This window comes from Fibrobacter succinogenes subsp. succinogenes S85 (assembly GCF_000146505.1).
Taxonomy (GTDB): domain Bacteria; phylum Fibrobacterota; class Fibrobacteria; order Fibrobacterales; family Fibrobacteraceae; genus Fibrobacter; species Fibrobacter succinogenes.
Window position 1 is genome coordinate 1,137,487 of sequence record NC_017448.1, and the last position, 25,017, is coordinate 1,162,503.

Consider the following 25,017-nt stretch of genomic DNA (forward strand, 5'->3'; position numbering starts at 1 on the left):
AATGAAAAATTTTAACAAGCTTCTTTATTTGGTACCCTTTGGTCTCCTCGCTGCCTGCACAGCAAGCAACGACACGGCAGGGAATACGACGGAAATTGAAAATGCCATCGCCATCCGTGTTTTTGACGACGGTATGCCGGCAGCCAACGTGCGCTACCAGGTACTCCCGTCTTGGTATGTAGCCGACACCACCGAAACCGGTGCAGTGAACTACACTTACGAAGGCAAGACCGACACGAACGGTTGGGTACACATTGATGGCCACCAGAACGGTTCTTATACCATCAACTTTACCAAGGGCGATTCTTCTATCGTCTTGCAGTACACGCTCAACAACCTGAACCACGAATACACGCTCGACAGCGCTTCGCTCGAAGCGGTCGGCACGGTCAAGGGTCTTGTTGATTTGCCGGACTCCGCCAACTACGCCTGGGTCGCCGTTCAGGGCGTGAACACCATTGTCAAGACCGATACGCTCGGACAGTTCGTCATCCAGAAGGCTCCGTGCGGAAACGTCACCGTGAGCGCATGGGATTCCGAAGACCTCAGCTCCATTGGCGGAACATCCGCAGTTGTGACCTCGAACGACACAATTGACCTCGGCCTCATCGAGAACCCGAACAAGGTCGTTCCCGAGAACGCCATCCGCTTTATGCCTTCCGACTTGATTTCGGACTGGATGCGCCCGCTCAGCTTCCCGACTGTACTCGTCCTGCGCCTGACTGAAGAGAACTTCGACTTCTCGAAGGCCGAAAAGGACGGAAGCGACATCCGCCTCTACGACGGAGGCAACAACCTCATCCCGTTTGAAATAGACGGCTGGGACACGAGCATCAACAGCGCCACGCTCAACATCCGCGTCGAAAGCGCCGCCGATACAGTCAGGCCGTGGATGCTCATGTGGGGCGACAAGAAGGCCAAGAAGATTGAAGATGTCAAAGTTTGGGATGGCCTCAGCGATTCTCTCGTGAAGGCACTCAACAGCGTCGAGGTTTTGAATTTCGAAGCAGGCACCGACTTAAACGCACTGCCCGCGCCACTTAACTACAACTGGTACGTACAACCGCACGATAGTGCAACGGTCAAGAACAACCTTGACCAGAAGCCGACCAACGGCATCGAAAAGGCTGACAGCACCATCTTCGGCAAGAACATGCTGCATGTGCAGTACCAGGCGAACAAGCTCGGACGCTACGTTGTCATCGGGACGCGCATAGCCGCGCACCAGCACGACTTGAGCAGACTCGACTCCGTGGAAGTTTGGCTCAAGGGCAGCGGGGATTTCGAAGTATTCCTCGAGACGATTGTAGAATCCGATACAAACTACAAGACCTCGTATAAAGGAAGTGTCAACGAAGAATGGACTCGTGTCGCCATCAAGCCATCCGATTTCACAAATCCGGACAAAAAAAGCTACCACGGCTGGGACGTGACACGCAACAAGATTACGCGCTTTACCATCTTTGTGTACAACGGCACGGATATCTGGATTGATAACGTCAGAATGTACGGGATCAATTTAGACGACTTGCTGTAAATAGCATTCACCAAGGCAATTAAAAAGCCCCCTCAAAGGGGGCAAAAAAAGGCCGTTTGGGATTGGAAACTCTGTTCGGTCAAGGTCACTACGTTTTGTATCATGAAGAATAGTGATCCGAGTCTCCATCCGATACAGAAGCACCAATTCTCCAACACTAATTGATGCCTTTGAATCCAATCCCAAATCGGCAGTTTTAGGATACCCGTAAATTATCTTTATTTAAGGCCTTTATCTCAAAAGGCCTTTTTTCATCCGTTGACAAAATGTCAAATAATTGGCAATAGCGCCCGTATGGGCGAATCAGATAATAAACATTTACATTAAAAATGGGTGTGTTTTACCCTGTAAATGTATATCCCAGCCAAGACCATAATGGTGACAATCCAGCTCACCGGGTACACCACCATCAGCGACGCAAAGGAACGGTACTGCGGGAATACAAAAATAACCCAGAGGATTCGTATACCGCAGACACCCACCACGCAAGTCAGCGCCGGAGCCAAAGACTGCCCCATGCCTCGTAACGCGCCTGAAAAAACGTCCAAAAAGACGTTGATGAACAGCACGCCAACCACGACGTACATGCGGATAGAACCCGTCGCAATAATCTCAGGATCGGACGTATACAACGAAAGCAAAGGCTTTGCAAAGTAACAGCAAAGCATGCTCAACGCAAACGTAGATGTAGTCGCTAGCAAAATGGTCCACCGGACTGCACTACGGCAGCGCTCCAGATTTTTCGCCCCGTAATTTTGCCCCACAAACGTCACGCACGCATGCGAGAATGAATTGAGCCAGTAATAGACAATGAACTCGTAAGTGAGAGCCGCAGCAGATGCCGCTACAGTTGCAGAACCAAGGCTATTGATAGCCGACTGGAGGCAGACATTGCTAAACGAGAACACAACGCCCTGAAGCCCCGCCGGGAGCCCCACACGCATAATGCGCCCGAGAAACACAGGCGTAATTTTCAACTTCCAGAATTCGAGCTTGAACGGTCCGACTTCGTGAAGCAAGAAGTAGAATAACGTCCCCGCACTCAGCGCATTTGCAATCACGGTCGCAAGCGCGACACCCGTAACGCTCATGCCAAAGCCTGCGACAAAGAGGACATTCAGCAACACGTTGATAGCGCCCGTCGCAAGGAGCACGTAAAGCGGGCGTTTTGTATCGCCTTTGCCACGCAGGATTGCCGCCACAAAGTTATACAGCATGACAAACGGAATACCCGCAAAATAGACTTGCAGATAGCGCACTGCCAAATCCAAAACATCTGTAGGGGTCGAAATTGCCGAAAGGATCGGCCGCGCAAAAAAGACTCCGATAAACGAGAGCAATATCCCGCTAATGAACGAGACGATTACAGACGTGTGGACGCTGCGCGTAATGGCACGATAGCTCTGCGCACCAATCGAATTCGCGACGACGACATTCACGCCGACAGAGATGCCTACGAACAAGTTTATCAGCATATTGATGACGAACGTATTCGCACCGACCGCCGCAAGCGCCTTGTCGCCTGCGAATTGCCCCACCACGGCAATGTCAGCCGCATTGAACAGCTGTTGCAAAATGCTTGTCGCCGCAAGCGGAACGGCAAACCTCAGAATCTTACGACCGAGGGGTCCGTTCAACATATCCATATTCGTCTTTAACGCATCCGTTGCCATACAGCACCTTAAAACCGCGGCAAATTTAGATTTTTACGCTTTAAGCTTAAAGGGCAATTTTCTACCTTTACATCGCAAAAACAGGTGACTAGAATCGCTATAGGATAAAGCGATTACAAGCGCCACAAATCGGAGATTATCATGGGTTTTAAATGCGGCATCGTAGGCCTCCCGAACGTAGGCAAGAGCACAATCTTCAACGCAATCACTAACGCAGGCGCAGAATCCGCCAACTATCCGTTCTGCACCATCGACCCGAACGTCGGCATGGTCAGCGTCCCGGATGCCCGCCTCGATGAACTTGTGAAGGTCTACAACCCGAAATCCATCGTCCCGGCCGTTACAGAATTCGTAGATATTGCAGGTCTTGTAAAAGGCGCTTCCAAGGGCGAAGGTCTCGGCAACCAGTTCCTCACCCACATCCGCGAATGCGAAGCCATCATGGAAGTGGTGCGCTGCTTTGACGACGAAAACATCATCCACGTGAACGGTTCTGTGGACCCGATCCGCGACGTCGAAGTGATTGAAACGGAACTCATCCTCAAGGACTTGGACACTGTCGAAAAGCGCCTCGCTACCGAAGCTAAGAGTGCACGTACCGGCAACGCCGAAGCCAAGGCACGCCTCGCCGCTTGCGAACTTTTGAAGACGACGATGGAAGAAGGCCGCGCCGCCCGCACCGTGATGCACGACAGCGAAGAAATGGAAGGCATCGTCAAGGACCTCGGACTCCTTACCGCAAAGCCGCTCTTCTACTGCGCCAACGTGAAGGAAGACGACATCCTCACCGGTAACGCTTATGTGGACCAGCTCAAGGAATACGCCTCCAAGCACGGTCACGACGTGATTGTCATCAGCGGTAAGATCGAAGAAGAACTTTCCGCCATGGAACCGGCTGACAAGATCGAATTCCTCAAGGAACTCGGCATGAAGGAATCCGGACTCGATTCCGTTGTCCGCAAGGGTTACGAAATTCTCGGCCTCCGTACGTTCTTCACCGCAGGCGAAAAGGAATGCCGCGCCTGGACGTTCCACGCAGGCTTCAAGGCCCCGCAGTGCGCAGGCGTCATCCACACGGACTTCGAACGTGGCTTTATCCGCGCCGAAACTTTGAGCTACGCCGACTTCCTCAAGCACGGCAGCTGGAACGCCGCCAAGGAAGCAGGTCTCGTCCGTACGGAAGGTAAGGAATACCTCGTGCAGGATGGCGACATTATGTACTTCCTGTTCAACGTGTAATGGCGCCGGTGGCGCAGTAGGATGTAGGCAGTAGACAGTAGGCAGGACTGCTATAGGAAAGTCTTACTGCTTAATGTTATAGAAAAGGTCGCGAGTGCTGAACTCGCGACCTTCTTTGTTGTCAAGATTTAACCTTTTTTCGCTTTCTTCCGTTCGCGGCGGGCCACCACCATCGGGCGCACAAGCGTTGCGATGTTCATCGCCGTTCCAATCAAAATCAGGAAGCTTGCGCAGTACAGCCCAACGCCACCTTCAACTTTCAGTAGTGGGATTCCAAGCGTCCCCCCGATGTGTGAAAGTTTCATCAATAGAGACCATAGCGAAATCATGGACAAGAGCCCCATTACCGTTGATGCTAGCGGTACAATCCACGAGAACACCGCCGCTAAAACAACCGCAGCAATAATCCCATACAAGTGAGGTACCGCTTCCATTTTCGGGAAGTTCGGCATCTGCGCCTTGAAGTGATCCTGAACCTTCGGGTTTTCCTTAATCATGCGGTGCATTTGCCCCAGCGCAGGCTCCGAAATTGATTCATCGAGATCTACACCTGATGCAATCTGGTAGAACGTCATCTGCGCAATCGGCTTGCTATCGTCTTTTGCCGAACAAGACACATTTGCAAGCGGCATCAAAAGCGCAAGCAGCACAAGCAAATACGGGAGCGCCGTAAGCTTCTTGAAAAGTTTCATTTCCTTACTAGAATTGTTACTCATTATTTCCCCTGAATAATTTTATCGAGCGTGAACACGCAGCGGAAGCCGATGCCGTCAGACCAATAGCGCGGATCTTCGTCATCGCGAGCCGTCATGTTCAACTTCTTTTCTTTATCCTTCCAAGAACCACCCTTTAAGACTTTGCTCGTACCCCAGAAAGAACCGGTCGGATTGGAACTTTCAATAGAGAACGTGATTGCAAAGTAATTGTCACGAGTCCATTCGGCAACGTTACCCGACATGTCGTAAAGCCCCCATGCGTTTGGAGCTTTGGACGCTACATCGTGCGGACCATAATCAGCATCTTTCTTCCCCTTCTTAAAGGAATTACCTGCAAATACGGCATACTTGTTCACGCCCATGGCGTCATCAGAAGTCCAAAGATAGCCATCGTTACTACCGGCGCGGCCCGCAAATTCCCACTGGGCTTCAGTCGGCAAATCTCCACCGAGGACCTTGCAAGCGTACTGTGCATTTTCCCACGTAATATTCTGGACAGGCTTGTTCGGACCCTTAAATGCAGACTTGTCCGGATAACGCTTTGTAGAATCCAGGAGTCCCATAATCTTGTGGAAAAATTCCTGAGTCACTTCTGTTGTGTGGATTGCAAACGGCGACATGGAAACAACCTTGCCACGATAGCGGAACGAGCCAGAATCAATAAGAGCAACCGTTCCACGAGAAGCGTGTTCAACAACATTAAACACAGGCTCAGTCTTGACCGTATCCGGTGCGGCAGAAGAAGAACTCGGAGCCACAGACGAAGAAGACTCTGGACCTCTCTTCAACCATTCTTCCACTTCCTTTTCAACGAGAATGTGCTTAGGCAACTTAAATTCACCCTTACCAAAATAGAGAGAATCGCCCATACGGAAGCCAAGCTTTTCATAGCGGTACTGGTAACGGCCCACGAGGTCGCCTTCCTTGAACACCCATACCGGCTTGTTATTTACAAGGAACAAAGTCGTCACAAGAGATGTGTTGCCTTCAGCGAGCAACGTCACAAGAGAATCCATCGGGAAACTTTCAACAACACCCTTCCAGGATACTTCAACACGTTCTCGTTCCGCACCAAAGCTGAGGTTCAAAGAATCAATCTTATTAGATTCAACGATTTTCATGATGGTATCGGCAGGAGACTTGCTTGAATCTATGACGATAGTCGTATCCGGAGCCTTCATAATTTTTTCAATCGCAACCGGCATCATGTTGATTTGGAACGGGAGCGCCTGGAGGCTATCAAGCTTCGCATGGAACGCCTTGTACAAGTTGCTCACGACACCGAGCTTCTTTTGACGCCAGAGGTTCTGCGCCTCGGAGCGCTTGAGATTGTAGTGGGCCACATAACCGCGATAGACCTTTCCTGAATCCGCGAGTCCAAGGGAATCCGCAGGCTTGATGGCCGGATAGAATTTTGAGAACTCCGTCGTATCTACACGCTTAAAGTTCTTGTCAACTTCAGCGGAGAACGCATCGTAAAGCGCTTCGGTTTCTTCAAGCGTCTGGAGTGCCTGCACCTGTTCAATCGTCACGGACGGGACTACCGGAGCTGTTTTTGCTTCGGCAACATTAGAAACAGGAACCACGCTTGAACTAGAAGCAGGAGCATCAAAGTCAGGAATTGCGATAACCGAGTTCGAAGAATCTGCTGAGCTAGAAGAAACGGCACCTGAATCAAGGACTGCTGCACTAGAACTTGATGCCACTGCAGAACTAGATGCAGCTGCATTTGAGTCAACAGTGACCGCAACACTCGTATCGGGAGCAGGGAATTTCACGTTGAACGTGAGGACTTCGCCCGACTGGAGGTTTCCAATATCAGCGTACGGAAGTTGATCAGGGGCGTTAAACGAGAAAACATAAGTTCCCGGATTCACAGGATAAAGAGACCTGGTTCCCGGTTTCATCTTTGCGCTAAGGGAAACAATTTCCAAGTTCTTTTCATCAGACAGGATTTGCACCATTCCCGGGTGGACGCTTTCTTTCAAGACCTCCCACTTACCATTCTTCATGAACAAGAGCTTTGATACCCGTGGAGAGTAAATATATTCGGTATCAAAGTAAATGTCCGCTTCGTCCTGGAAAGCTTTGTACTGACGAGAGGCATACAAACGCAAGCCTAGCACTTCACGAGCGCCTAAGTGATTTTCCTTGAGGTTGTAAGCATGGAGCTTCTTATATTCCTCGGCCTTAGCCTCGCCCGAGAACCAAAGGTACTCCTTCGCAGAGTTTTTATGACGGAGGTACAGGCGGTTGGGCAGCAACGGGAACACGGGTTCTTGCGATATCGCCACGGAACTGTCCAGGACGATTGCAAAATTGGTCGCATGCTCCAAGGCATTACCGACTTTAAAATTTTCCGAAGACAATTTAAAGTTACGATCCTCATCGGCCATTGTTAATGCCGGGACCAGCAACAAAAGCGGAAGCAGTCGGGAAAATGTCATAAGCTCTCCTGTCTTTTAAGGAACTTCTTGTCTAGAAAAAAATAATTTCTTATAAGAAAAGTAGTTCCATTATTTTGACGAATTCGCCCCCATTTCGAGCAAGTAACCGCCTTTTGCACCACCCACAGGACCCAATTCAACCTTCCAGTCGGCCAAACGGATAATATCGGGATGGTGTTCAATGACAATGACTGTATCGCCACGGGCCGAAAGCCTGCGCAAGAGGTTCCAAAGAATCTGAATGTCCTTCAGGTGGAGGCCTGTTGTCGGCTCATCAAGTAAGTAGACCATTTCCGTAGCCGGACGGCGGCAAAGTTCTGCAGCAAGTTTCAAACGCTGGGATTCACCACCGCTAAGCGTCGTGACCGGCTGACCGAGTTTCACATACGGGAGGCCCACATCACGGAGGCATTCGAGCTTCGGCAAAATTTTCGGCTGATCCTTGAAGAACTCGCAAGCTTCTACGACGCGCATGTCAAGTACATCGGCAATGTTCTTGCCCTTGAACGTGACTGTAAGCGTTTCCTGATTGTAGCGCTTGCCACCGCAGACTTCGCAAGTTTCCCAGATATCCGAAAGGAAATGCATCTCAACAGCAACGGCGCCACGGCCTTCGCAAGCGGGGCAACGGCCACGCGCAAGGTTATAACTGAAACGACCGTAATCAAAGCCCTTCATCTTGGACTGTTCAAGTTTGGCAAACAGCTTGCGGATATCGTCAAAGACGCCTGTAAAGCTCGCCGGCGTACTGCGCGGCGTTCCCGAAATCGGGCTCTGGTCCACAAGCAAGACTTCGCCGCTCTGTTTTTTGCGGCCGCGAGCCTGGAACTGCTTTTTGAGCGCCGGGAAAATTTCATCGACAACGAGAGAACTCTTGCCCGAACCCGAAACGCCACAGACAACGCTCACCGCCTTCTTGGGGAATTTTACAGACAAGTTCTTAAGGTTGTTCGCCTTGAGGTTTTTGAACTCGTAAAATTCAGTATCATCCGTAATACGCACGGGTTCCAACTGGTTTGCCACCGGAGTCGAATACGTGAGGAACTTGACCGTTTCGCTACGCGGGAACTGTTGCAACGCATACGGTTTTGCAAGTTCTGCAGGAGAGCCTTCGGCAACGACTTCACCACCGAAATCGCCTGCACCAGGGCCCATATCGATAATGTGGTCTGCGGCCTGCATCATCTTAAGATCGTGTTCCACAACCACGAGCGTATTGCCAAGGTCACGCAAGCGGTAAAGCGTGTCCAAAAGTTTTGCAGTATCGCTTTCATGTAGTCCGACGGTCGGTTCGTCCAGCACGTACAAGACGCCTTCAAGACCGCTACCAATCTGACTTGCCAAGCGGATGCGCTGGGATTCACCGCCCGAAAGCGTATCGCCCGCGCGATCAAGGCCAATGTAGCCTAACCCCACGCTAATCAAGAAGTCCAAGCGACCAATGATTTCGCGGAGAAGCGGAGACGCAATCGTCGTTTTACTTTGGATGGTCGCAGATGTTGCATTTTCTTCGTTTGCAAAATCAACTTTCGCAAACCAGTCGCGAGCTTCGGCAATGCTCATGTGATGCACATCCATGATGTTCTTGCCCAAGATGCGCACCGCAAGATATTCAGGTTTCAAGCGTTCACCATGGCAATCCGGGCATTCTTCGCCATCCTTGAAATGTCCAAGGCCGAGGCAAGTTTCACAAGCGCCCCAATGCGTGTTGAAACTGAAATGTTTCGGGTTGAGTGCGGAATCCATGTACCAGCCACATTCCGGGCAGCCCGGCTTTTCACTAGCCGAGAGGCGTTCTTCGCCATCGCAATCCACATAGAGGATTCCGTTACCATCGCGGTAGCCGCGTTCAAACGCTTCGACGAGACGAGCACGATTTTCTTCCTTGACGACCACGGAATCGACCACAGCGAGCAACTGCTTTTCACGCGTGGGCATTTTCGGCAGCGGGAGTTCTACGAGCTTTTTGCCGAGATAAGCCTTGCGGTAACCCTTTTCCGTGAGAATCTTGGAGAGCTTAATTTCGTCCTTGATTTCGAACGGAGCAAGAATCGTCACCATCTTGTTGAGGTCACGATCGAACGCATGCTGCATCAAGTCGCCCGTCGCATAAGAGCTGATGGGCTTTCCACAATGGAGGCAGTGAGCCGTACCCACGCGAGCCCACAAAATGCGGAAGTAGTCGTAAATCTCGGTGAGCGTTGCGACCGTACTGCGCGGGCTCTTGCTTGCACTCTTCTGGTCAATGGCAATCGCAGGTGCCAAGCCCGAAATAGAATCGATGCTACCGCGGTCGGGGCGTCCCAAGAATCGGCGAGCATAAGTGCTGAGCGTTTCGACAAAGCGGCGCTGGCCTTCGCTAAAGAGCGTATGGAACGCAAGGCTCGACTTGCCCGAGCCCGAAACGCCCGTAATCACGGTGAGCTTGTGGCGCGGAATCGTCACATCGATGTTCTTGAGGTTGTGCTTGCGAGCGCCATGCACTTCGATATCGAGCGAGTAATCTTCGCCCTTTTCATCCGTACGTTCAAAATGCTTGTTTTCGCCATGCTTTTTCGCCAAAACCGGAGCCAAGTAACGCCCCGTCTCCGACTTTTTGCACTTGGCAATTTGTTCGGGAGTTCCCGTCGCGATAATGCGGCCGCCATTCACGCCCGCATCCGGGCCAAGGTCAATAATCCAATCCGCACACTTGATTACGTCGAGGTTGTGTTCAATCACCACGACGCTGTTGCCGAGACTACGCAAGCGGTTCAAGCATTCGAGCAATCGGCGGATATCTTCAAAATGCAAACCGGTTGTCGGTTCATCAAGCAAGTAAAGCGTCTTGCCCGTACCCGGACGGCGCAGTTCCGAAGCAATCTTCACGCGCTGCGCTTCGCCACCGCTCAGAGTTGTAGAAGGCTGACCGAGTGTGAGGTAGCCAAGGCCCACTTCGCAAAGGAGCTTGAGCGGTTCTGCAATTTTCGGAATGTCCTTGAAAAATTCAGCGGCTTCGCTGATGCTCATGTCAAGAACTTCAGAAATGTTCTTGCCCTTGAAATAAACTTCACGAGTCGCTTCGTTAAAGCGCTTGCCATCGCACACATCGCAAGTGACTTGCACGCTCGGCAAAATGTGCATGTCGATGACCTTCACGCCAGCGCCTTCGCAAGCGTCACAGCGACCACCCTTCACGTTAAAGCTAAAGCGGCTCTTCGTGTACCCGCGCACCTTGCTTTCTTCCATACCGGCAAACAAATCGCGGATATCGTCCCAAATTTTCGTGTAAGTGGCAGGGTTACTGCGCGGGGTGCGCCCAATCGGAGTCTGGTCAATTTCAATGACCTTGTCGATGTTTTCGAGACCTTCCAAATGGTCGAACTTGCCGACCGGTTCTTCGGAATTGTAGAATACGCGAGCCAGTTCGCGGCGCAAAATCTGGTTGATGAGCGTGCTCTTGCCCGAACCCGAAACACCCGTAACTACGGTAAACGCACCGCCAAGCGGAATTTCGACATCGACATTCTTGAGGTTGTTTTCGCAAGCACCACAAATCTTAAGCTTCGGCGTCTTTGCATCAATCTTCAATCGCTGCGACGGAATTTCAATCGACTTGCGACCGCTCAAATACGCGCCCGTAAGTGACGACTTATTCTTTTCGAGTTCATCGACCGTGCCAGCCGCCAAAATGCGACCGCCCTCGACACCCGCACCAGGGCCAACATCAATCACGCAGTCTGCATGACGCATCGTATCCTCATCGTGTTCCACGATGAGAAGGCTGTTGCCTTGGGCTCGCAAGCGCTCGAGCATCTCGAGCAACTTATCGTTGTCACGTGGGTGCAGCCCAATACTCGGTTCATCAAGCACATAAAGCACGCCCTGGAGCCCCGCACCCACGGCGCTTGCAAGCCTGATACGCTGCGCCTCACCGCCCGAAAGTGTCGAAGCCTTGCGGCTAATGTCCAAATAGCCAAGGCCCACCGCCTTCAAGAATCCAAGGCGCCCGCGAATTTCCTTGAGCACTTCGCGACCGATGCGCTGCTCCTTCGAGCTCAACTTGAGCTTGTCAAAAAACTCAACGGACTTTTCAACAGACCATTCCGTCATCTCGCAAATGTTATGACCATGGAAATCAACTGCCGCCGCAATGCGGTTGATTCTTGTGCCGTGGCATTCCGGACAAACGCCAATCTGCATATACTTTCGGAAGTGGTAAATATGCCACATGTCCCAAAGTTCCTGCATAATCGTCACCACACCGCGTTCACTCCCGCTCGGAGTCCCGTAAAGCACGGCATCCTGCTGCGCCTTTTTGAGCTTATTCCACGGCGTATCAAGCGAAAAGTGCATTTCGTTTGCAATCGTACGCAAATTGCGCCAACCAAAATCGCTAAAGATAATGCAGCCGTCATCCTTCTTTTGCGGAGCAAGGCACCCCTCTTTCAAAGACAAATTCGGATTCGGAACAATCAAGTTAATGTCAAATTCGCAACTTTCGCCAAGACCCTTGCAGGCGGGGCATTGCCCCTTCGGGTCATTAAAGCTAAAGAATCGCGGTTCAAGTTCCGGAATAGAAATTCCGCACTTCGGGCAAGCGAGCTGCGTACCCTGCAAGCGGTATTCTTCCTTCGCGGCAGCCCCCTGCGACGCATCCGCCGCAGCATCCGAGCCCGCCTCCTGCGATGTCAGCAAGAACGATACAAGCTTTCCGTCCGTGAGCTTGAGCGCACCTTCAATGGCCTCGCGCAAACGGCTCATGTTCTTGCGTTCAAGCGTCAAGCGGTCAATCACCACTTCAATCGTGTGCTTCTCGTAACGCACCAACAGCGGCACTTCTTCAAGCCTGTAAATCGTCCCGTCCACGCGTACGCGGACAAAGCCATTTTCCTTAAGCTCCGCAAGTTCCTTGCGGTATTCGCCCTTGCGCTCCTGCACAATCGGCGCCATCACCAAAATCTTTTTATTCTCGTCGCTAGCGTACAAGTTATCGACAATCTGGTCGACGGACTGCGCCTGAATCACCTTGCCACACTTAGGGCAATGCGGAACGCCAAGGCGAGCAAACATCAAACGGTAATGGTCCAAAATCTCGACCACCGTACCCACCGTACTACGCGGGTTACGATTCACCGTCTTCTGGTCAATCGAAATCGTCGGAGAAATCCCGCGAACGCTCTCCACGTCCGGATGCTTCATGCGGCCAATGAACTGGCGCGCATACGCTGAAAGCGACTCCACAAAGCGGCGCTGCCCTTCCTGGAACACCGTATCAAAAGCAAGGCTCGACTTGCCCGAGCCCGAAACGCCAGTCACCACGACTATCGAGTCGCGGGGAATCGTCAAATCGACATGGCGGAGGTTGTGTTCATGAGCATCGCGGATTTCAATAGATTTCGTCATGAACGCAAATATAGAAAAAGAGGCTCCAAATGTCTAAAAATTAGTGAACATTTGAATAGAATGTAGATAGAAACAGCCACGATTTCTCGTGGCTGTTCTTCCTCCTCACAATATAACTCTCAGACTTCTTTAGTTACCACACTGGTCATAGGATCCGAACTTATCCACGACAAATTCGCCATCCACAGGGAACTGAAGTCGCACGGACGTAATTTTTCCGATGACATCTTCAATCTTTTCACTAGATTCCTCGTCAATATTCTTGAAAGCCTTCCAAGAAACCTTGCCCCACGTCATGTCGTCGGAATATTCAACTTCGGTATACCAGTATTTATTTGCAGCGGCATCGGTGACAAGAGCGATTCTAATGAAGTTGTAAGTACTGTAATGGATGCAAAAGCCATCCCATGCGCTGATATCAGCCGGTTCATTATTTGAACTTACAGTATTAAAGCCAATCGTCGCAACACTATCCAAATTATAGAGAAAATCATCCGATTTCACGTATGCCGTAAACTTATGATGTTTATTCAACAAAGATGCAATGACATTTCCGTTATCATCAGCTTCAACATCGTCGGGGAACCCGAAACTATACGTATCCATTTCATCCGGAGAGTTGGTCCAAACGCCACCAGCCGTTGCACCGGAAATTCCGAGATCCACATGGTCGCCGTCAACAGATGCATCCCACAAGAAGCTCTTTCCAGACTTGTAGCTAGAAGACTGCGTCGGCTTCACTTCTTCAAATTCACCGGATTCCTTAACAGAAAGGTTTTCCGGCACCAAGGCGCTAATACGTCTGATTCCGAAACGTGTTCCAGCCTTGTTTTCCTTTGCAAATTTCAAGCGTACCTTCGCCAAATGCTTCAGGATATCGTCAGAACCATTCAAGACATCGGCGAACACGGCACAGTTCTTTTCCATATCGTCGTTCTTTGCCAAAGTCATTGTCTTGACACTCTTTTCAAGAGTTCCCGTCGAGGAATCCCCAGGAACAAGTTCCATCACAATATCCATTTGCGATTCATATTCCAAGCACAGGCCCTTCCACAAGCCAGACACATCGGCCGTATAAATGAAATCCTTGTCATTTTTAGTGGTTTTCCCGGCTACAAGGAATTCAAGACCAACATCCGGACTTGAACTGGAACCCTCAAAGACTACATTTCCATAAAGGCCTTCACTATAATAGATTCTTTCAGCCATATCCGAAAAATCACCTTCGCCATCCCAGTCAAAGTAAGCTTCGGAAGAATTTTCAAAGAAAGTCAGCTCGCCAGAAGTACCCTTATCGCCTTTTTCAAAGCCGGTCTCTACGCGGGACTTGCCATCCTTACCAATCCACATATCCGAGCGAACATAAGGAGTCAGGCGCTGGATGCTAAATTCACCCGTCGAACCCGATTCACCCACAAAGACCAGCTGCACAGAACGCACCTTCTTGACAACGTCAGAACCATCCGTATCATCCGACTTCTTCATCTTGAAATCTTCCCAAGATGCGCAATGACTTTCGGATCCAGAATCCTTCATATTCAGGCTGACAAAAGGCACATCCTTATCAACAGAAGAGCTTGCGTAGTCTTCCGTATCCAAGCGAACTTCCACAACAAAGTCAGACTTGTACGAAACGCACAAACCATCGCCACCCTGAGAAAGATCGGCAGGAGAACCATCCGGGCTGGAAACGTCATAGGCGATACCGGCACGTGCAAGGTCATCCCCGGACTTTTTCAACGAAACACGGCCGAGCAAAGCGCTCTTGGTATTTTCCAGCTTAATATCGGATCCCTTCATGACATTCCAATCCTTAAGATTGGCTGTTTCATTCCAGAATGCATTTTTTTTCTTCGGTGGTTCCATAGCTTTTGGAAGCCACGGGATCATCTGAACATGCCGTCAATGCAAGGGCTCCTAACAACCCCAAACAAAAAACGTTCGTTCTATTAAATTTTGTCATATCAGCCCTCATCTTTTTTATGTGTATTTTTTGACAAAGGAAACATCTGCAAGTTCAAGCGATAAACTTGACATGGTTCCTTACTCGTGTTGGCAATCGCCACAATCTTTCTGCGACAGGAATCCAATTCCCGCACAATCTGTTCATAAGTTTCGCGATCAATACCCATGGTCACACCGGAAACGTCGCGATCATGGACATCAAACTGATCTATAGCCTTCTGTGCAAAGCCCGCCATTTCACGGTGCATGGAGCGAACAACCAAAGGCATCACTTCGGAATTACCGACCAAGGCCTTATCCGTCTGCTCATAGACATTTTCGGACTTGCGTTGCAAAATCCCGACTCTCACCATAAAATCCAGGGAATTACGGACTTCATCGGCAGTAATCGGGTTCCAGCACATTTGAGCAACATCTTCGGGAGTAGCCCCAGGCATCATCGCCACCAGTTCACGCAGAACCGGATTTTTCCAGGATTCAAAATACGTGAACGCATCCCCATCGACCACTCGAATTTTGTTAGCGTCCGCAATATTTCTCATGTTTGCAAAGGCGGTCTTTTTCGTTTCGTCATCCTTCGCTTGGTTATACCGCACCAAATTGCGAAAATAAGCATTTTCAAAGCCGCCCAAATTCATAGCCGCAGCGACTCTTTCAATCCCCAACTCGCTAAGGCTGCTTTTCCCTTCACACACCAACTTCAAGTAAGTTGGCGACGTAAAGCCTGCCAGACGCGCGAATTCACGCCACGTAAACGAGCTAGTCCTCTTACGCTCATCATAAAAATCCTGCATGCAGCAGCGATAATCACGATATTCTGTTACTGGTTTCATAAAACCGCCTAATAAGAAACTTTTCTCTCCATGACTTTAATATAACATATTTTGTATCATTAGACAAGTTTTCAATGATACAAAATTAAAAAAAATCATTTTTTTACAAAAAGGACTTGACTGAATCAAAACATATTTTTAAATATGGTTACCCGATTGAGAAATCAGTCGAACCACTTGGGGTGGTAGCTCAATTTTGGTTAGAGCACCGGCCTGTCACGCCGGAGGTTGCGAGTTCAAGCCTCGTCTATCCCGCGAAAAAGCACTTCTCTCAGAGAAGTGCTTTTCGTTTTTTGCGCTCCAAAAGCCATTTTAAACCATAGTCGCAATTGGAGGAACGCTTTTTTACTCCTTCTTCAAAAAATGTTTATATTAAAAATCAAGAAGGAGTTTTTTATGAAGAACATTCATAAATACATACTTATCGTTTTAATCTGCGGGCTTATTTTCTTTATTCTCGGCTACCCCTGCCGAGAGCTTTTCCGAATTTCCAGCACAACCGAAGTCCGCATCGTGGCAGCACTACCCCTATTGTTTGGCATATCGTTTGGATTTGCTGGCGTCCTCGGCTGCGCCATCGCAAACCTCATTGCAGATATCATCTCCGGTTATGACGCAATTATCTTCATCCCGGGATTTTTCGTCCAGATTATTTACGGTTACGTCCCCGCCGTGATTTGGAACAGGCTCCGCAAAAACGACAAGAACAAGTTCAAGCTAGACAAGGTTTACAAGAACGTGCAATACATGCTCATCGTCATTTTCGATTCACTCGCCACCGCATTCATGGTCGTGAGCGTCATCAAGCTCAAGTACGATGAGCAGTACTTTTCAATGCTCTCGGCAAACATTTTCTTCAACCAGTTCATTACGATGGTGATTATCGGTATCCCGTACCTAATCTGCGCCTCGCTCTTTCGCCAACGCAAAATACGCAAGAAGCAGAAAAAATCGACAAAGTTCATCTTTTCCTTTTCACTTAACGAAAAATTCATCTTGTTCTTCCTGGTCACGAGTATCGTTATTTCCGTAGCAATCGGTATTACAAGCTACCCAAGTATCGCACTTAAATACGGCGAGGACAACCTCAACCTTTGGAGTTACGTTTACTTTTACATCGGAGCCATACTGAATATCGGCATTTGGGTTTCACTCGGATTCCTCTACTACATGGAACGCACCGTTACAAAGCCTATCGAAAGCATGAGCGAAATTGCAAAGACATTCGGCCAGAACACGGACATTTACGAAAGAATCCACAACACGCTGCAGAAATGCCAACAGTACATCTACTTCACCTCCGAAGTCGGGAAACTCGCCCGTTCATACGAAGAAATAGCAACGGAGCTCGACGAATACGTGAAGCACTTGACCGAAGCCACGGCAAAGCAGCAGAAGGTCCATACGGAGCTTTCCATTGCAACGACCATCCAGCGAGCATCGCTATCGAAGCCCGTAGAAGTGGATGGTTTCGACAATTACGCCATGATGCGCCCAGCACTTGAAGTGGGTGGTGACTTTTACGACAACCTCATGATTGACGATGACCATTTAGCTCTCGTAATTGCAGACGTCTCGGGCAAGGGCGTCCCTGCCGCACTCTTTATGATGGTCTCCAAAATTGTGCTAAGGCACAACCTGCAACAAGGCCTCTCGCCCGCCGAAGCGCTCAACCGCGCAAACGACGAACTCGCCGAACACAACGTTCACGACATGTTTGTCACATGCCTTTGCGGCGTGCTGAATATCAAGACCGGCCACCTCGTCTACGCCAACGCTGGTCACGAAAAGCCGTTCATAAAGCATGAGAACGGAGATTTCGAAGTCGCCACTCTCAAAAGCGGATTCGTCCTCGCCGGCATGGAAGGCTACAAGTACAAGGAATTCGAAGCGCAGCTTAAGCCAGGCGACACGATTTTTACCTACACCGATGGAGTCCCCGAAGCCACAAACGAAAAGGACGAAGAATTCGGCATGGAACGCTTGCAGAAAGTCCTGAACGATTCCAAGGACGACTCAATCCGCCTCCTGTGCCGTAAAGTCCGCATGGCGGTCAAGGAATTCGCCGGGAACGCCCCGCAGTTTGACGACATCACGATGCTCGCCTTCAAGATGAAGTAGATCACGCTATTCCAATTTGGACTAGCACTTTGTTATTTATTTGACATATTTTAAGTTATTTTCTTATTACATACAAGGAGAAAATAACTATGAATACCATTAAACTTACAGCAATGGCATTTGGCCTTGCTGTCGCAAACGTTTTTGCTCAATCCGCCACCGAAGCAACCACCACAGAACAAAAGGGACCTGAATTCAATATTTCAGGTAAGGCCGAATTTGACGCATACGCCAACGCACAAACAGGCGATAACCAAAAAATCAATCACAGCTACGCATCCACTATTGACGTAGACTTCAATGTCAAATTCAACAAAAACTGGTCCGCCTTTGCAGAAATTGAAGCCGATGGAGATGACGAAGCTCCACTCGTTACCTACAAAAAGGCATACGTTCAATACAACAGAGGTGACAATTTCACACTCCGTGTGGGTGATTTGACATTCTCAGAGGGCGCATTCTCATTCTACAATTATGATGACGCCGGGATCTACGCCGCAGGCATGAGAGAACACGACATTCGCGGTCTAGACTTGCAGCTATACGGGTTGCAATTCGGTGTGGGCTTTGGCCGTGGAAACAACGACGTCTCTTGTCTGAACTCGGAATCATTTCCTTGCGATTACGGCGAATCCAAAAGTTACGATGTCCACTTAGCTTACCAATTTGACATTGCAGGCCAAACATTCCGTCCGTTCGTCCACTACAAAAGCTGGCAAATTAAAGATGCCAACGAACTCCATGCCGGTTTGCATACAGATCTTTTATTAGGTCCCTTTGACATTCACGCCGTTTACGGCTTACATGCAGACCGCTTGAAAAAATCCTACCCCAACGCCACGCACGCCTTGTTAGCCGAGCCCACATTGAATCTTGGCCGCGTGTTCATCAAAACAGGCATATTCTTCGCTTTCTTTGACGACGACATGGATAAGGCAACTATCCATGAAACCAGCGCTACTTATTATGAAATCCCTGAATACAAGTTCGCCTACGGCGAAGTCGATTTCAAGGCCCTTGACGTATTCACGGTCGGTCTCATAGGTGAATGGCATACCAACACGCTCGACAACTCGAAGGAACTCGGCTCTGTCAATTTCGGCACCCGACTTTACTTCAACCCCGTCAAGAATCTTGATATGACCGGTTTCGTAAAGGCCATCATCCCCGTGGGCGACGACTGGAAAAAGGATGGACATGAAAAATGGGTATCCACAAACGATTACAACAATGACGTAACGTTCAACATCGGTCTTGAAACGGTATTCAAGTTCTAAACAACTCCCTACCTCCACAAAAATCCTCGGTATAACACTGAGGATTTTTTCTTATATTAACCACCAAAAGGAGAGCTTATGACCGTCCGCGCCGATGTTACCCCTGATAATCCGTCCCGTGCAGAAATCGACTTTTCACGAATAGCCAACTTACTTGACGACAATTGGCTCGTCTGGATGAACAGATCCTGGTATTTCGACAACGACACCACAGGCTCCGTCCTGCGTGAAGTTGACGCGGTTCTTTACCATCGCAAGTACGGCCTCCTCCTTGTCGAATGCAAAGCCGGGAAAATTTCCGCCCGAACACAAAACCAAACAGGCAATGTTGTCTGGATGCAAAGCGGAAAGTCCATGGCGAAACCGCCACACATGCAAGTCGCCTCGCTAATCGCCCCGCTACACGAATACATGAAACTATTGCTCAAAGCACCCCAGAACAAAGAATTCTACAGAGTGCGCGTACAATGGGCCGTATGTTTCAGCGACATGGAGAACATGGAAGGCATTCCTCTCTCGGAAATTCCGAGAAAACGAGCCCTTTTAAAGCCCGACATGCAAGACGTGAACAAGTTTGAAGAACGTTTAATCGAAATTCTTCAAACCCCCGAAGAATCCCATGGCGGGCGCCCCTACCCGAACGACTATCTTGACGAAGATGCCTTCTTTGCGCTCCGCAACTTTTTTGACGGCATCGGCGACATGCAAACCGCCGCAGACGCGCTCCGCGAAGACAGCTACTATTCCGAGCAAGCCACAGAAATGCAGCAGATGATGATGGACTCCATCTCCCGGAACAACCGCGTGAGAATTGAAGGCGTGGCAGGCTCCGGAAAATCGCGCATGGTCGTCTGGGAAGCTTTGCGACTTTCCAAAATCGGTAAAAGCGTCGCCATCGCCTGCTACAACGACCTGCTCGCCGAAGAACTACGCAAAGAAGTGGAATCCGCCCTCGCCAAAGAACGCAAAATCGTCACCGCCAAATACGGGCGCGACGGAGGAGTCGGTTTTGGGAAAATCGAAGTCAACGTTTACGCCGACTGGTGCAAAAAATACGCCAAGGCTGTAAAAGAACTGCCAAAAATGGGCGCCGACAAATCGCAGTATTACGACAAGGAACTGCCCAAAGCATTCACCAACGCCCAGACAAAACTGTTCAAGGACAAGAAGCAGCGCGAAAAGATGTTCTTTGACGCCGTCATTATCGACGAAGCGCAGGACTTTGCCAGCGAATGGATTGACTCGCTCATAGGCCTCTTGCGCGATAAGGAGCGCGGATACGCACGTATTTTCTATGACCCGGCACAGCGACTTTACGCCAAGAGAAACGGCATTGAAAACGCACAAGTGAAAGCGATGCCCGTCATGGTTCTCAAGCGAGCATTCCGCAACACCAAGAAAATTCTGGAGTGGATTTACAAGAACACCAACATTCGCTTGCAGAGCTATAACAACACGCCGCAAGGCTACCCTGTCAAGGAATATCGCTATAGAGACTCATCGGAACAAGAGCAGTTACTGCTCAACAGCTACAATGAACTCGTTCGAAAGTACGAACTCAAGCCATCCGAAATTCTCGTCGTTTCCATGCATAGCGAAGCCAGATCCGGCATCAAGAACATTTCTAACGACACCTTTGCATGGAACAAGGTCGGCGGCAAGAAACTCATCCAAGATAAGGTAAACATCGTGAGTGCCTACCGCATCAAGGGGCTCGACACAATGGCGGTAATCCTCGTCGATGTGGAAGAACCGACCGAGACAAGCAAGCGCGAAGACTGGAAACGCCTTCTGCTCGTTGGCGCCACCCGCGCCAAGAAACTGCTGACCGTCATCCGAAAGAAAGCGTAAAATTAAAGGCATTGATTGGTCGCCTCGCCTCTTGACAGGCTAATAGCTATTAGCTATTTTAGCTAACAGATATTAGCCACTGTAAAATATCGCAAAAGTCGCAAACTTCAAAAACAAGAGGCGCCATGTCTACAAAAGAAAAAATTCTCGAAACCGCATTAACGCTATTTGCCAAAAACGGGTACGACGGCACAAGCGTGGAGCAAATCGCCCAGGATGTCGGCATCAAGGCGCCGTCGCTTTACAAGCACTTCAAGGGTAAAGAGGATATTCTGAACTCGCTAATCGATATCGCCGAAACGCGTTACGAAGAATCATTCGGTTCCGCGAAGAAAGTCGGCACAATCCCAGAAAGTATCGACGGTTTCATTCGCGAGATGTTAAAGCGCATCCGCTTTACAATGAGCGACCCGATTATCAAGAAGATGCGTGTTTTCTTGGTGCAGGAACAGTTCCGCAGCGAGCGCCTTGCCGAAATCACGACAAGGCATCAAGTGGACGGGCTTCAGCAAATGTACCAGAAAATTCTCGAAACGTTGATGACTGCCGGTATCATCGTCAAAGACGACCCGGAAATGCTAGCAACAGAAATCACCGCGCCAGTCGCACTTTGGATTTCTAAGGTCGATCGCCAGCCGAAATGCGAAAAAGAAGCTCTCAAATTCATCGAGAAGCACTTACAGCATTTTTTCAAGACATACGCAAATGGAAACAGATAGATTTTTACTGCGCCCGTGGCGCGAAAGCGATGCCGAAGCTTTGTTCAAATACGCTAGCGATCCAGATGTGGGTCCACGCGCCGGTTGGGAACCGCACAAGAACGTAGAAGAAAGCCTGCAAATCATCCGCACAATTTTTGGCGGTGATCACATGTGGGCCATTGAACTGAAAGAGACAGGAGAACCCATCGGTTGCATCGGCTACCTGCTCAAAGGCGAAAGCAACATCAATGTTGGCGAGAACGAAGCCGAAGCAGGCTACTGGATTGCAAAGCCTTACTGGAACAAAGGAATTTGTACTGAAGCGTTAAAGCTGATGATAGACTATTGCTTCAACGAAAAACACCTAGACGTTCTCTGGAGCGACTTTTTCATCAACAATCCCGCCTCCGGACGCGTGATGGAAAAATGCGGATTCCGCGAAACCGGCGAAATGCGCTACTGCGAAAATCTTTATGGCGGCAGCAAGCGCCCCGTGAAAGTGATGAGACTCTGTCGAAACGGATAAAGTCATCGGTGAACATATTTAAAGGCAAAAAATGGCAAAAGAAATTGATCCGAAAAGCACAACCAGAGCAAAAGCATTTGAGTTTTGGATGCAAGCACCAAATCCGATGGTAACATTTTTCAAAACGCTTAACGTCACAAGACTCGTGAAGGTGAGCAAAAAGCACGGTTTGAAATTCAACATGCTTATGGATTACTGCATCGGCAAGGCAGCGGCAAGCGTTAAGGAGTTTTACATGCTCCCAGTCAACGGCAAGCTCATGCAATACGATTCGATTGCGGTGAATACAATCATAAAAAACGACGAAGGCGAAGTCAGCTCTTGCGACATCCCATATTCCGAAGATTTGGCGACGTTCAACCGCAACTACCTCAAGTACACAAAAATCGTGGCGGAAAGTTGCCAGGATTGGGACTTGTCCGAGAACAGCATGGTCATTGGCACTTCGGCTATTATCGATACAGAAATCGACGGCGCGGTCGGCATGAATTCCGGCATTTTCAACAACCCGTTTATGATTTGGGGACGTTACAGGAAACGTCTTTTCCGCTATGAATTGCCGGTTTCGTTCCAGTTCCACCACACGCAAATGGACGGGGCTCACGCCGGAAAGTTCCTTGCGAACTTGCAACAAGCAATTGAGGAACTTCGATAAAATTCGGTAACACTTTTCAAGACCTTAGGTGTTATATAAAAAAGGAGATTCCCGCAGCCGCGAGAATGACAATAAAAATGACTTTAGTTTTGAACACATTGGAATCGGGCGATTGCTCGGAACAGATTAAAGCACTATTTGCAGACAAAAACGAAGAAATAGAAATCATCAACACTGCTGATTTAAAAATTATGCATTGCATGGGCTGCAACAATTGCTGGCTTAAAACACCCGGCGTTTGCAGTATCAAGGACGATTACGAAATCATCCTCAAAAAAATGGTCGCAGCCGAAAACTTCTGGGTTGTGGCAGATACGAAATTTGGTTTTATTGACTACCGCGGCAAGCGAGTTTTGGATCGCATCGTCCCGATGCTAAACATGTACATCGAAATCCGCGACGGTTGGGAACGTCATCAGTTGCGTTATCACCCACTGAATTTCGGCTTCATATACAAGGGTAATGGCAACCGCGAACTGCTCGAAGAATGGAGCATGCGAGTCGCCAGAAATTTAGCAGGGCGTTCGCTAGGAGTTATTAGTTTAGACCAAAATGGGAGTTGTGAGAACACCGCGGAAATGCCGTCCGATAGCGCCGCGGCACCAATCAAAACTGCCGCACCCGCCGCCGACGAACACGTCATCATAATTAACGGAAGCCCACGCGTCAAGAAGAATAGCAACACAAACAAGATTGTCCATGCTTTTGCTGAAGGACTCGAAAAAGCGGGAATCACGCACAAGCTTTATTCACTCTCGAACCATGCCGAATGGGACGAAGCGCGCGAAGCATTCATGACGAATGACAACATCATCATTGCCGTGCCGCTCTTTGTAGAATGTCTGCCGAGTTTGTTGCTCGAATTTTTAAGTACACTCCCCACGGAACGCAAGCAACCAGCAAAACTCTCGTTCATTCTCCACGGCGGTTTTGACGAAGGTCACCAGCTGCGACTCGGTGAAAAATTCTTGCAGTCGCTCCCGGCTCAGCTCGGATGCACCAGCGGTGGCGTCCTCGTGAAAGGCGGCAGTTTCTTGCTACGCAATCGCGAAAACAGCTACATCAAAAAGATGACCGACAAGATACTCGCCTCTTACACAACCATGGGACAATCTTTCGCCCGCAACGGAAGCTTCTCAAGTTCAGAAGCAAAGAAATTTACAGGCTTCGAAAAAAATCCAAAGATAGGAATCCTGCTATTCAACCTCATTTTCAAGCGCATCGTCAAAAAGAATTTCGAGCGAATCGCACAAGAATGGGGATGCTCGGAACCGTTGGACGCTAAACCATATTAAAAAACAATGAAAAGAACTAAAGAGCTTTCAGAAATGGACGGCAGAAGCACGAAAGGAATATGGAGATCGATACTGACGAATTCTGAAAAAAGATAGAAAAGGACTTGACGAGAGCTTTTAAATAGTATACATTTGTACACGTATTGTAAGAAGGAAATTTCATGCCTTTTGACTTTAAAAAAGAATATAAAGAATTCTACATGCCGAAAGGCAAACCCGAAATCGTCACTGTTCCGAAGATAAACTACATCGCGGTGCGGGGCAAGGGCAACCCGAATGAAGAAGAGGGCGAATACAAAAAGTCCATCGAACTTCTGTACGGCATAGCCTACACCATCAAGATGAGCAAGAAAGGAGACCACAAAATCAAAGGCTACTTTGATTACGTGGTTCCGCCGCTAGAAGGATTCTGGTGGCAAGAAAATCTTGACGGAATCGATTACAGCCACAAGGAAAATTTCCAGTGGATTTCAGTCATTCGACTCCCCGACTTCGTCACCAAAACCGATTTCGATTGGGCAATCGAAGAAGCGACACGCAAAAAGAAAATAGACTTTTCGAAAGTCGAATTTCTCGAAATAGAAGAAGGGCTTTGCGTGCAGTGCATGCATTCCGGCTCATACGACGATGAGCCTGCAACTGTTGCAGCAATGGACAAGTTCATCGCTGACAACGGCTATGAAAATGATATTTCGGACACGAGGCGTCATCACGAGATTTACCTTTCTGACGCACGCAAAGTCGCCCCAGAAAAGTTAAAGACCGTCATCCGCCACCCGATTAAAAAGAAATAAAG

General features: G+C 49.2%; 16 protein-coding genes and 1 tRNA gene. 11 read left to right on the plus strand and 6 right to left on the minus strand.

Features of this window, described 5'->3' with window-relative positions:
• Position 1: 1 nt before the first annotated feature.
• A complete protein-coding gene (locus FSU_RS04830) occupies positions 2-1,537 on the plus strand; it encodes a hypothetical protein (protein WP_014545369.1) in 1,536 nt (511 codons plus the stop codon).
• 323 nt (positions 1,538-1,860) lie between these two features.
• On the opposite strand, the gene FSU_RS04835 is transcribed toward FSU_RS04830, so the two are convergent.
• Complete coding sequence (locus tag FSU_RS04835) at positions 1,861-3,177, minus strand: MATE family efflux transporter (protein ID WP_244263720.1); 1,317 nt, start codon at positions 3,175-3,177, stop codon at positions 1,861-1,863.
• A gap of 174 nt (positions 3,178-3,351) precedes the next feature.
• Here FSU_RS04835 and ychF point away from each other — a divergent pair, with 174 nt between their 5' ends.
• Complete coding sequence (gene ychF, locus FSU_RS04840) at positions 3,352-4,449, plus strand: redox-regulated ATPase YchF (protein WP_014545371.1); 1,098 nt, start codon at positions 3,352-3,354, stop codon at positions 4,447-4,449.
• A gap of 128 nt (positions 4,450-4,577) precedes the next feature.
• Here the strand turns inward: ychF and FSU_RS04845 are convergent, their stop codons facing one another.
• The 5 genes from FSU_RS04845 to FSU_RS04865 form a co-directional block, all read right to left on the minus strand.
• Positions 4,578-5,165 carry a hypothetical protein gene (locus FSU_RS04845; RefSeq protein ID WP_014545372.1) on the minus strand — a complete coding sequence of 196 codons (588 nt, stop codon included), beginning with the start codon at positions 5,163-5,165 and terminating at the stop codon, positions 4,578-4,580.
• Entirely contained in the window at positions 5,165-7,612 is a 2,448-nt protein-coding gene (locus FSU_RS04850; RefSeq protein ID WP_014545373.1) for a formylglycine-generating enzyme family protein, read from the minus strand. The genes FSU_RS04845 and FSU_RS04850 overlap by 1 nt, the downstream gene beginning before the upstream one ends.
• 69 nt (positions 7,613-7,681) lie before the next feature.
• The gene (gene uvrA / locus FSU_RS04855) at positions 7,682-12,997 is read right to left on the minus strand and encodes an excinuclease ABC subunit UvrA (RefSeq protein WP_014545374.1); all 5,316 of its coding nucleotides are present in this window, start codon (positions 12,995-12,997) and stop codon (positions 7,682-7,684) included.
• Between the two features lie 129 nt (positions 12,998-13,126).
• Positions 13,127-14,863: a hypothetical protein gene (locus FSU_RS04860; protein WP_157747930.1), complete on the minus strand. Its 1,737-nt coding sequence runs from the start codon at positions 14,861-14,863 to the stop codon at positions 13,127-13,129.
• 98 nt (positions 14,864-14,961) lie between these two features.
• A complete protein-coding gene (locus tag FSU_RS04865) occupies positions 14,962-15,795 on the minus strand; it encodes a TIGR02147 family protein (RefSeq protein ID WP_014545377.1) in 834 nt (277 codons plus the stop codon).
• Between the two features lie 179 nt (positions 15,796-15,974).
• On the opposite strand from FSU_RS04865, the gene FSU_RS04870 reads away from it, so the two are divergent.
• The 9 genes from FSU_RS04870 (at position 15,975) to FSU_RS04910 (ending at position 25,015) form a co-directional block, all read left to right on the plus strand.
• Positions 15,975-16,050 (plus strand) — tRNA-Asp (locus tag FSU_RS04870).
• A gap of 141 nt (positions 16,051-16,191) precedes the next feature.
• Positions 16,192-17,916 (plus strand): SpoIIE family protein phosphatase, encoded by a 1,725-nt coding sequence (locus FSU_RS04875; protein WP_157747931.1) that lies wholly within the window; start codon positions 16,192-16,194, stop codon positions 17,914-17,916.
• Between the two features lie 89 nt (positions 17,917-18,005).
• The gene (locus tag FSU_RS04880) at positions 18,006-19,193 is read left to right on the plus strand and encodes a hypothetical protein (RefSeq protein WP_014545379.1); all 1,188 of its coding nucleotides are present in this window, start codon (positions 18,006-18,008) and stop codon (positions 19,191-19,193) included.
• 78 nt (positions 19,194-19,271) lie between these two features.
• A complete protein-coding gene (locus FSU_RS04885) occupies positions 19,272-21,044 on the plus strand; it encodes a DEAD/DEAH box helicase (RefSeq protein WP_041917823.1) in 1,773 nt (590 codons plus the stop codon).
• 125 nt (positions 21,045-21,169) lie between these two features.
• The gene (locus FSU_RS04890; RefSeq protein ID WP_014545380.1) at positions 21,170-21,763 is read left to right on the plus strand and encodes a TetR/AcrR family transcriptional regulator; all 594 of its coding nucleotides are present in this window, start codon (positions 21,170-21,172) and stop codon (positions 21,761-21,763) included.
• Complete coding sequence (locus FSU_RS04895; protein ID WP_014545381.1) at positions 21,750-22,271, plus strand: GNAT family N-acetyltransferase; 522 nt, start codon at positions 21,750-21,752, stop codon at positions 22,269-22,271. Before FSU_RS04890 ends, FSU_RS04895 begins: the two co-directional genes overlap by 14 nt.
• A gap of 31 nt (positions 22,272-22,302) precedes the next feature.
• On the plus strand, positions 22,303-22,926 hold the full coding sequence (locus FSU_RS04900; RefSeq protein WP_014545382.1) for a CatA-like O-acetyltransferase, family 2: 624 nt from the start codon (positions 22,303-22,305) through the stop codon (positions 22,924-22,926).
• 77 nt (positions 22,927-23,003) lie between these two features.
• Positions 23,004-24,221, plus strand: a complete 1,218-nt coding sequence (locus FSU_RS04905; protein ID WP_014545383.1) for a flavodoxin family protein — start codon at positions 23,004-23,006, stop codon at positions 24,219-24,221.
• Between the two features lie 161 nt (positions 24,222-24,382).
• Positions 24,383-25,015, plus strand: coding sequence for a GyrI-like domain-containing protein (locus tag FSU_RS04910; RefSeq protein ID WP_014545384.1), 633 nt, complete (start codon positions 24,383-24,385; stop codon positions 25,013-25,015).
• Positions 25,016-25,017: the final 2 nt, after the last annotated feature.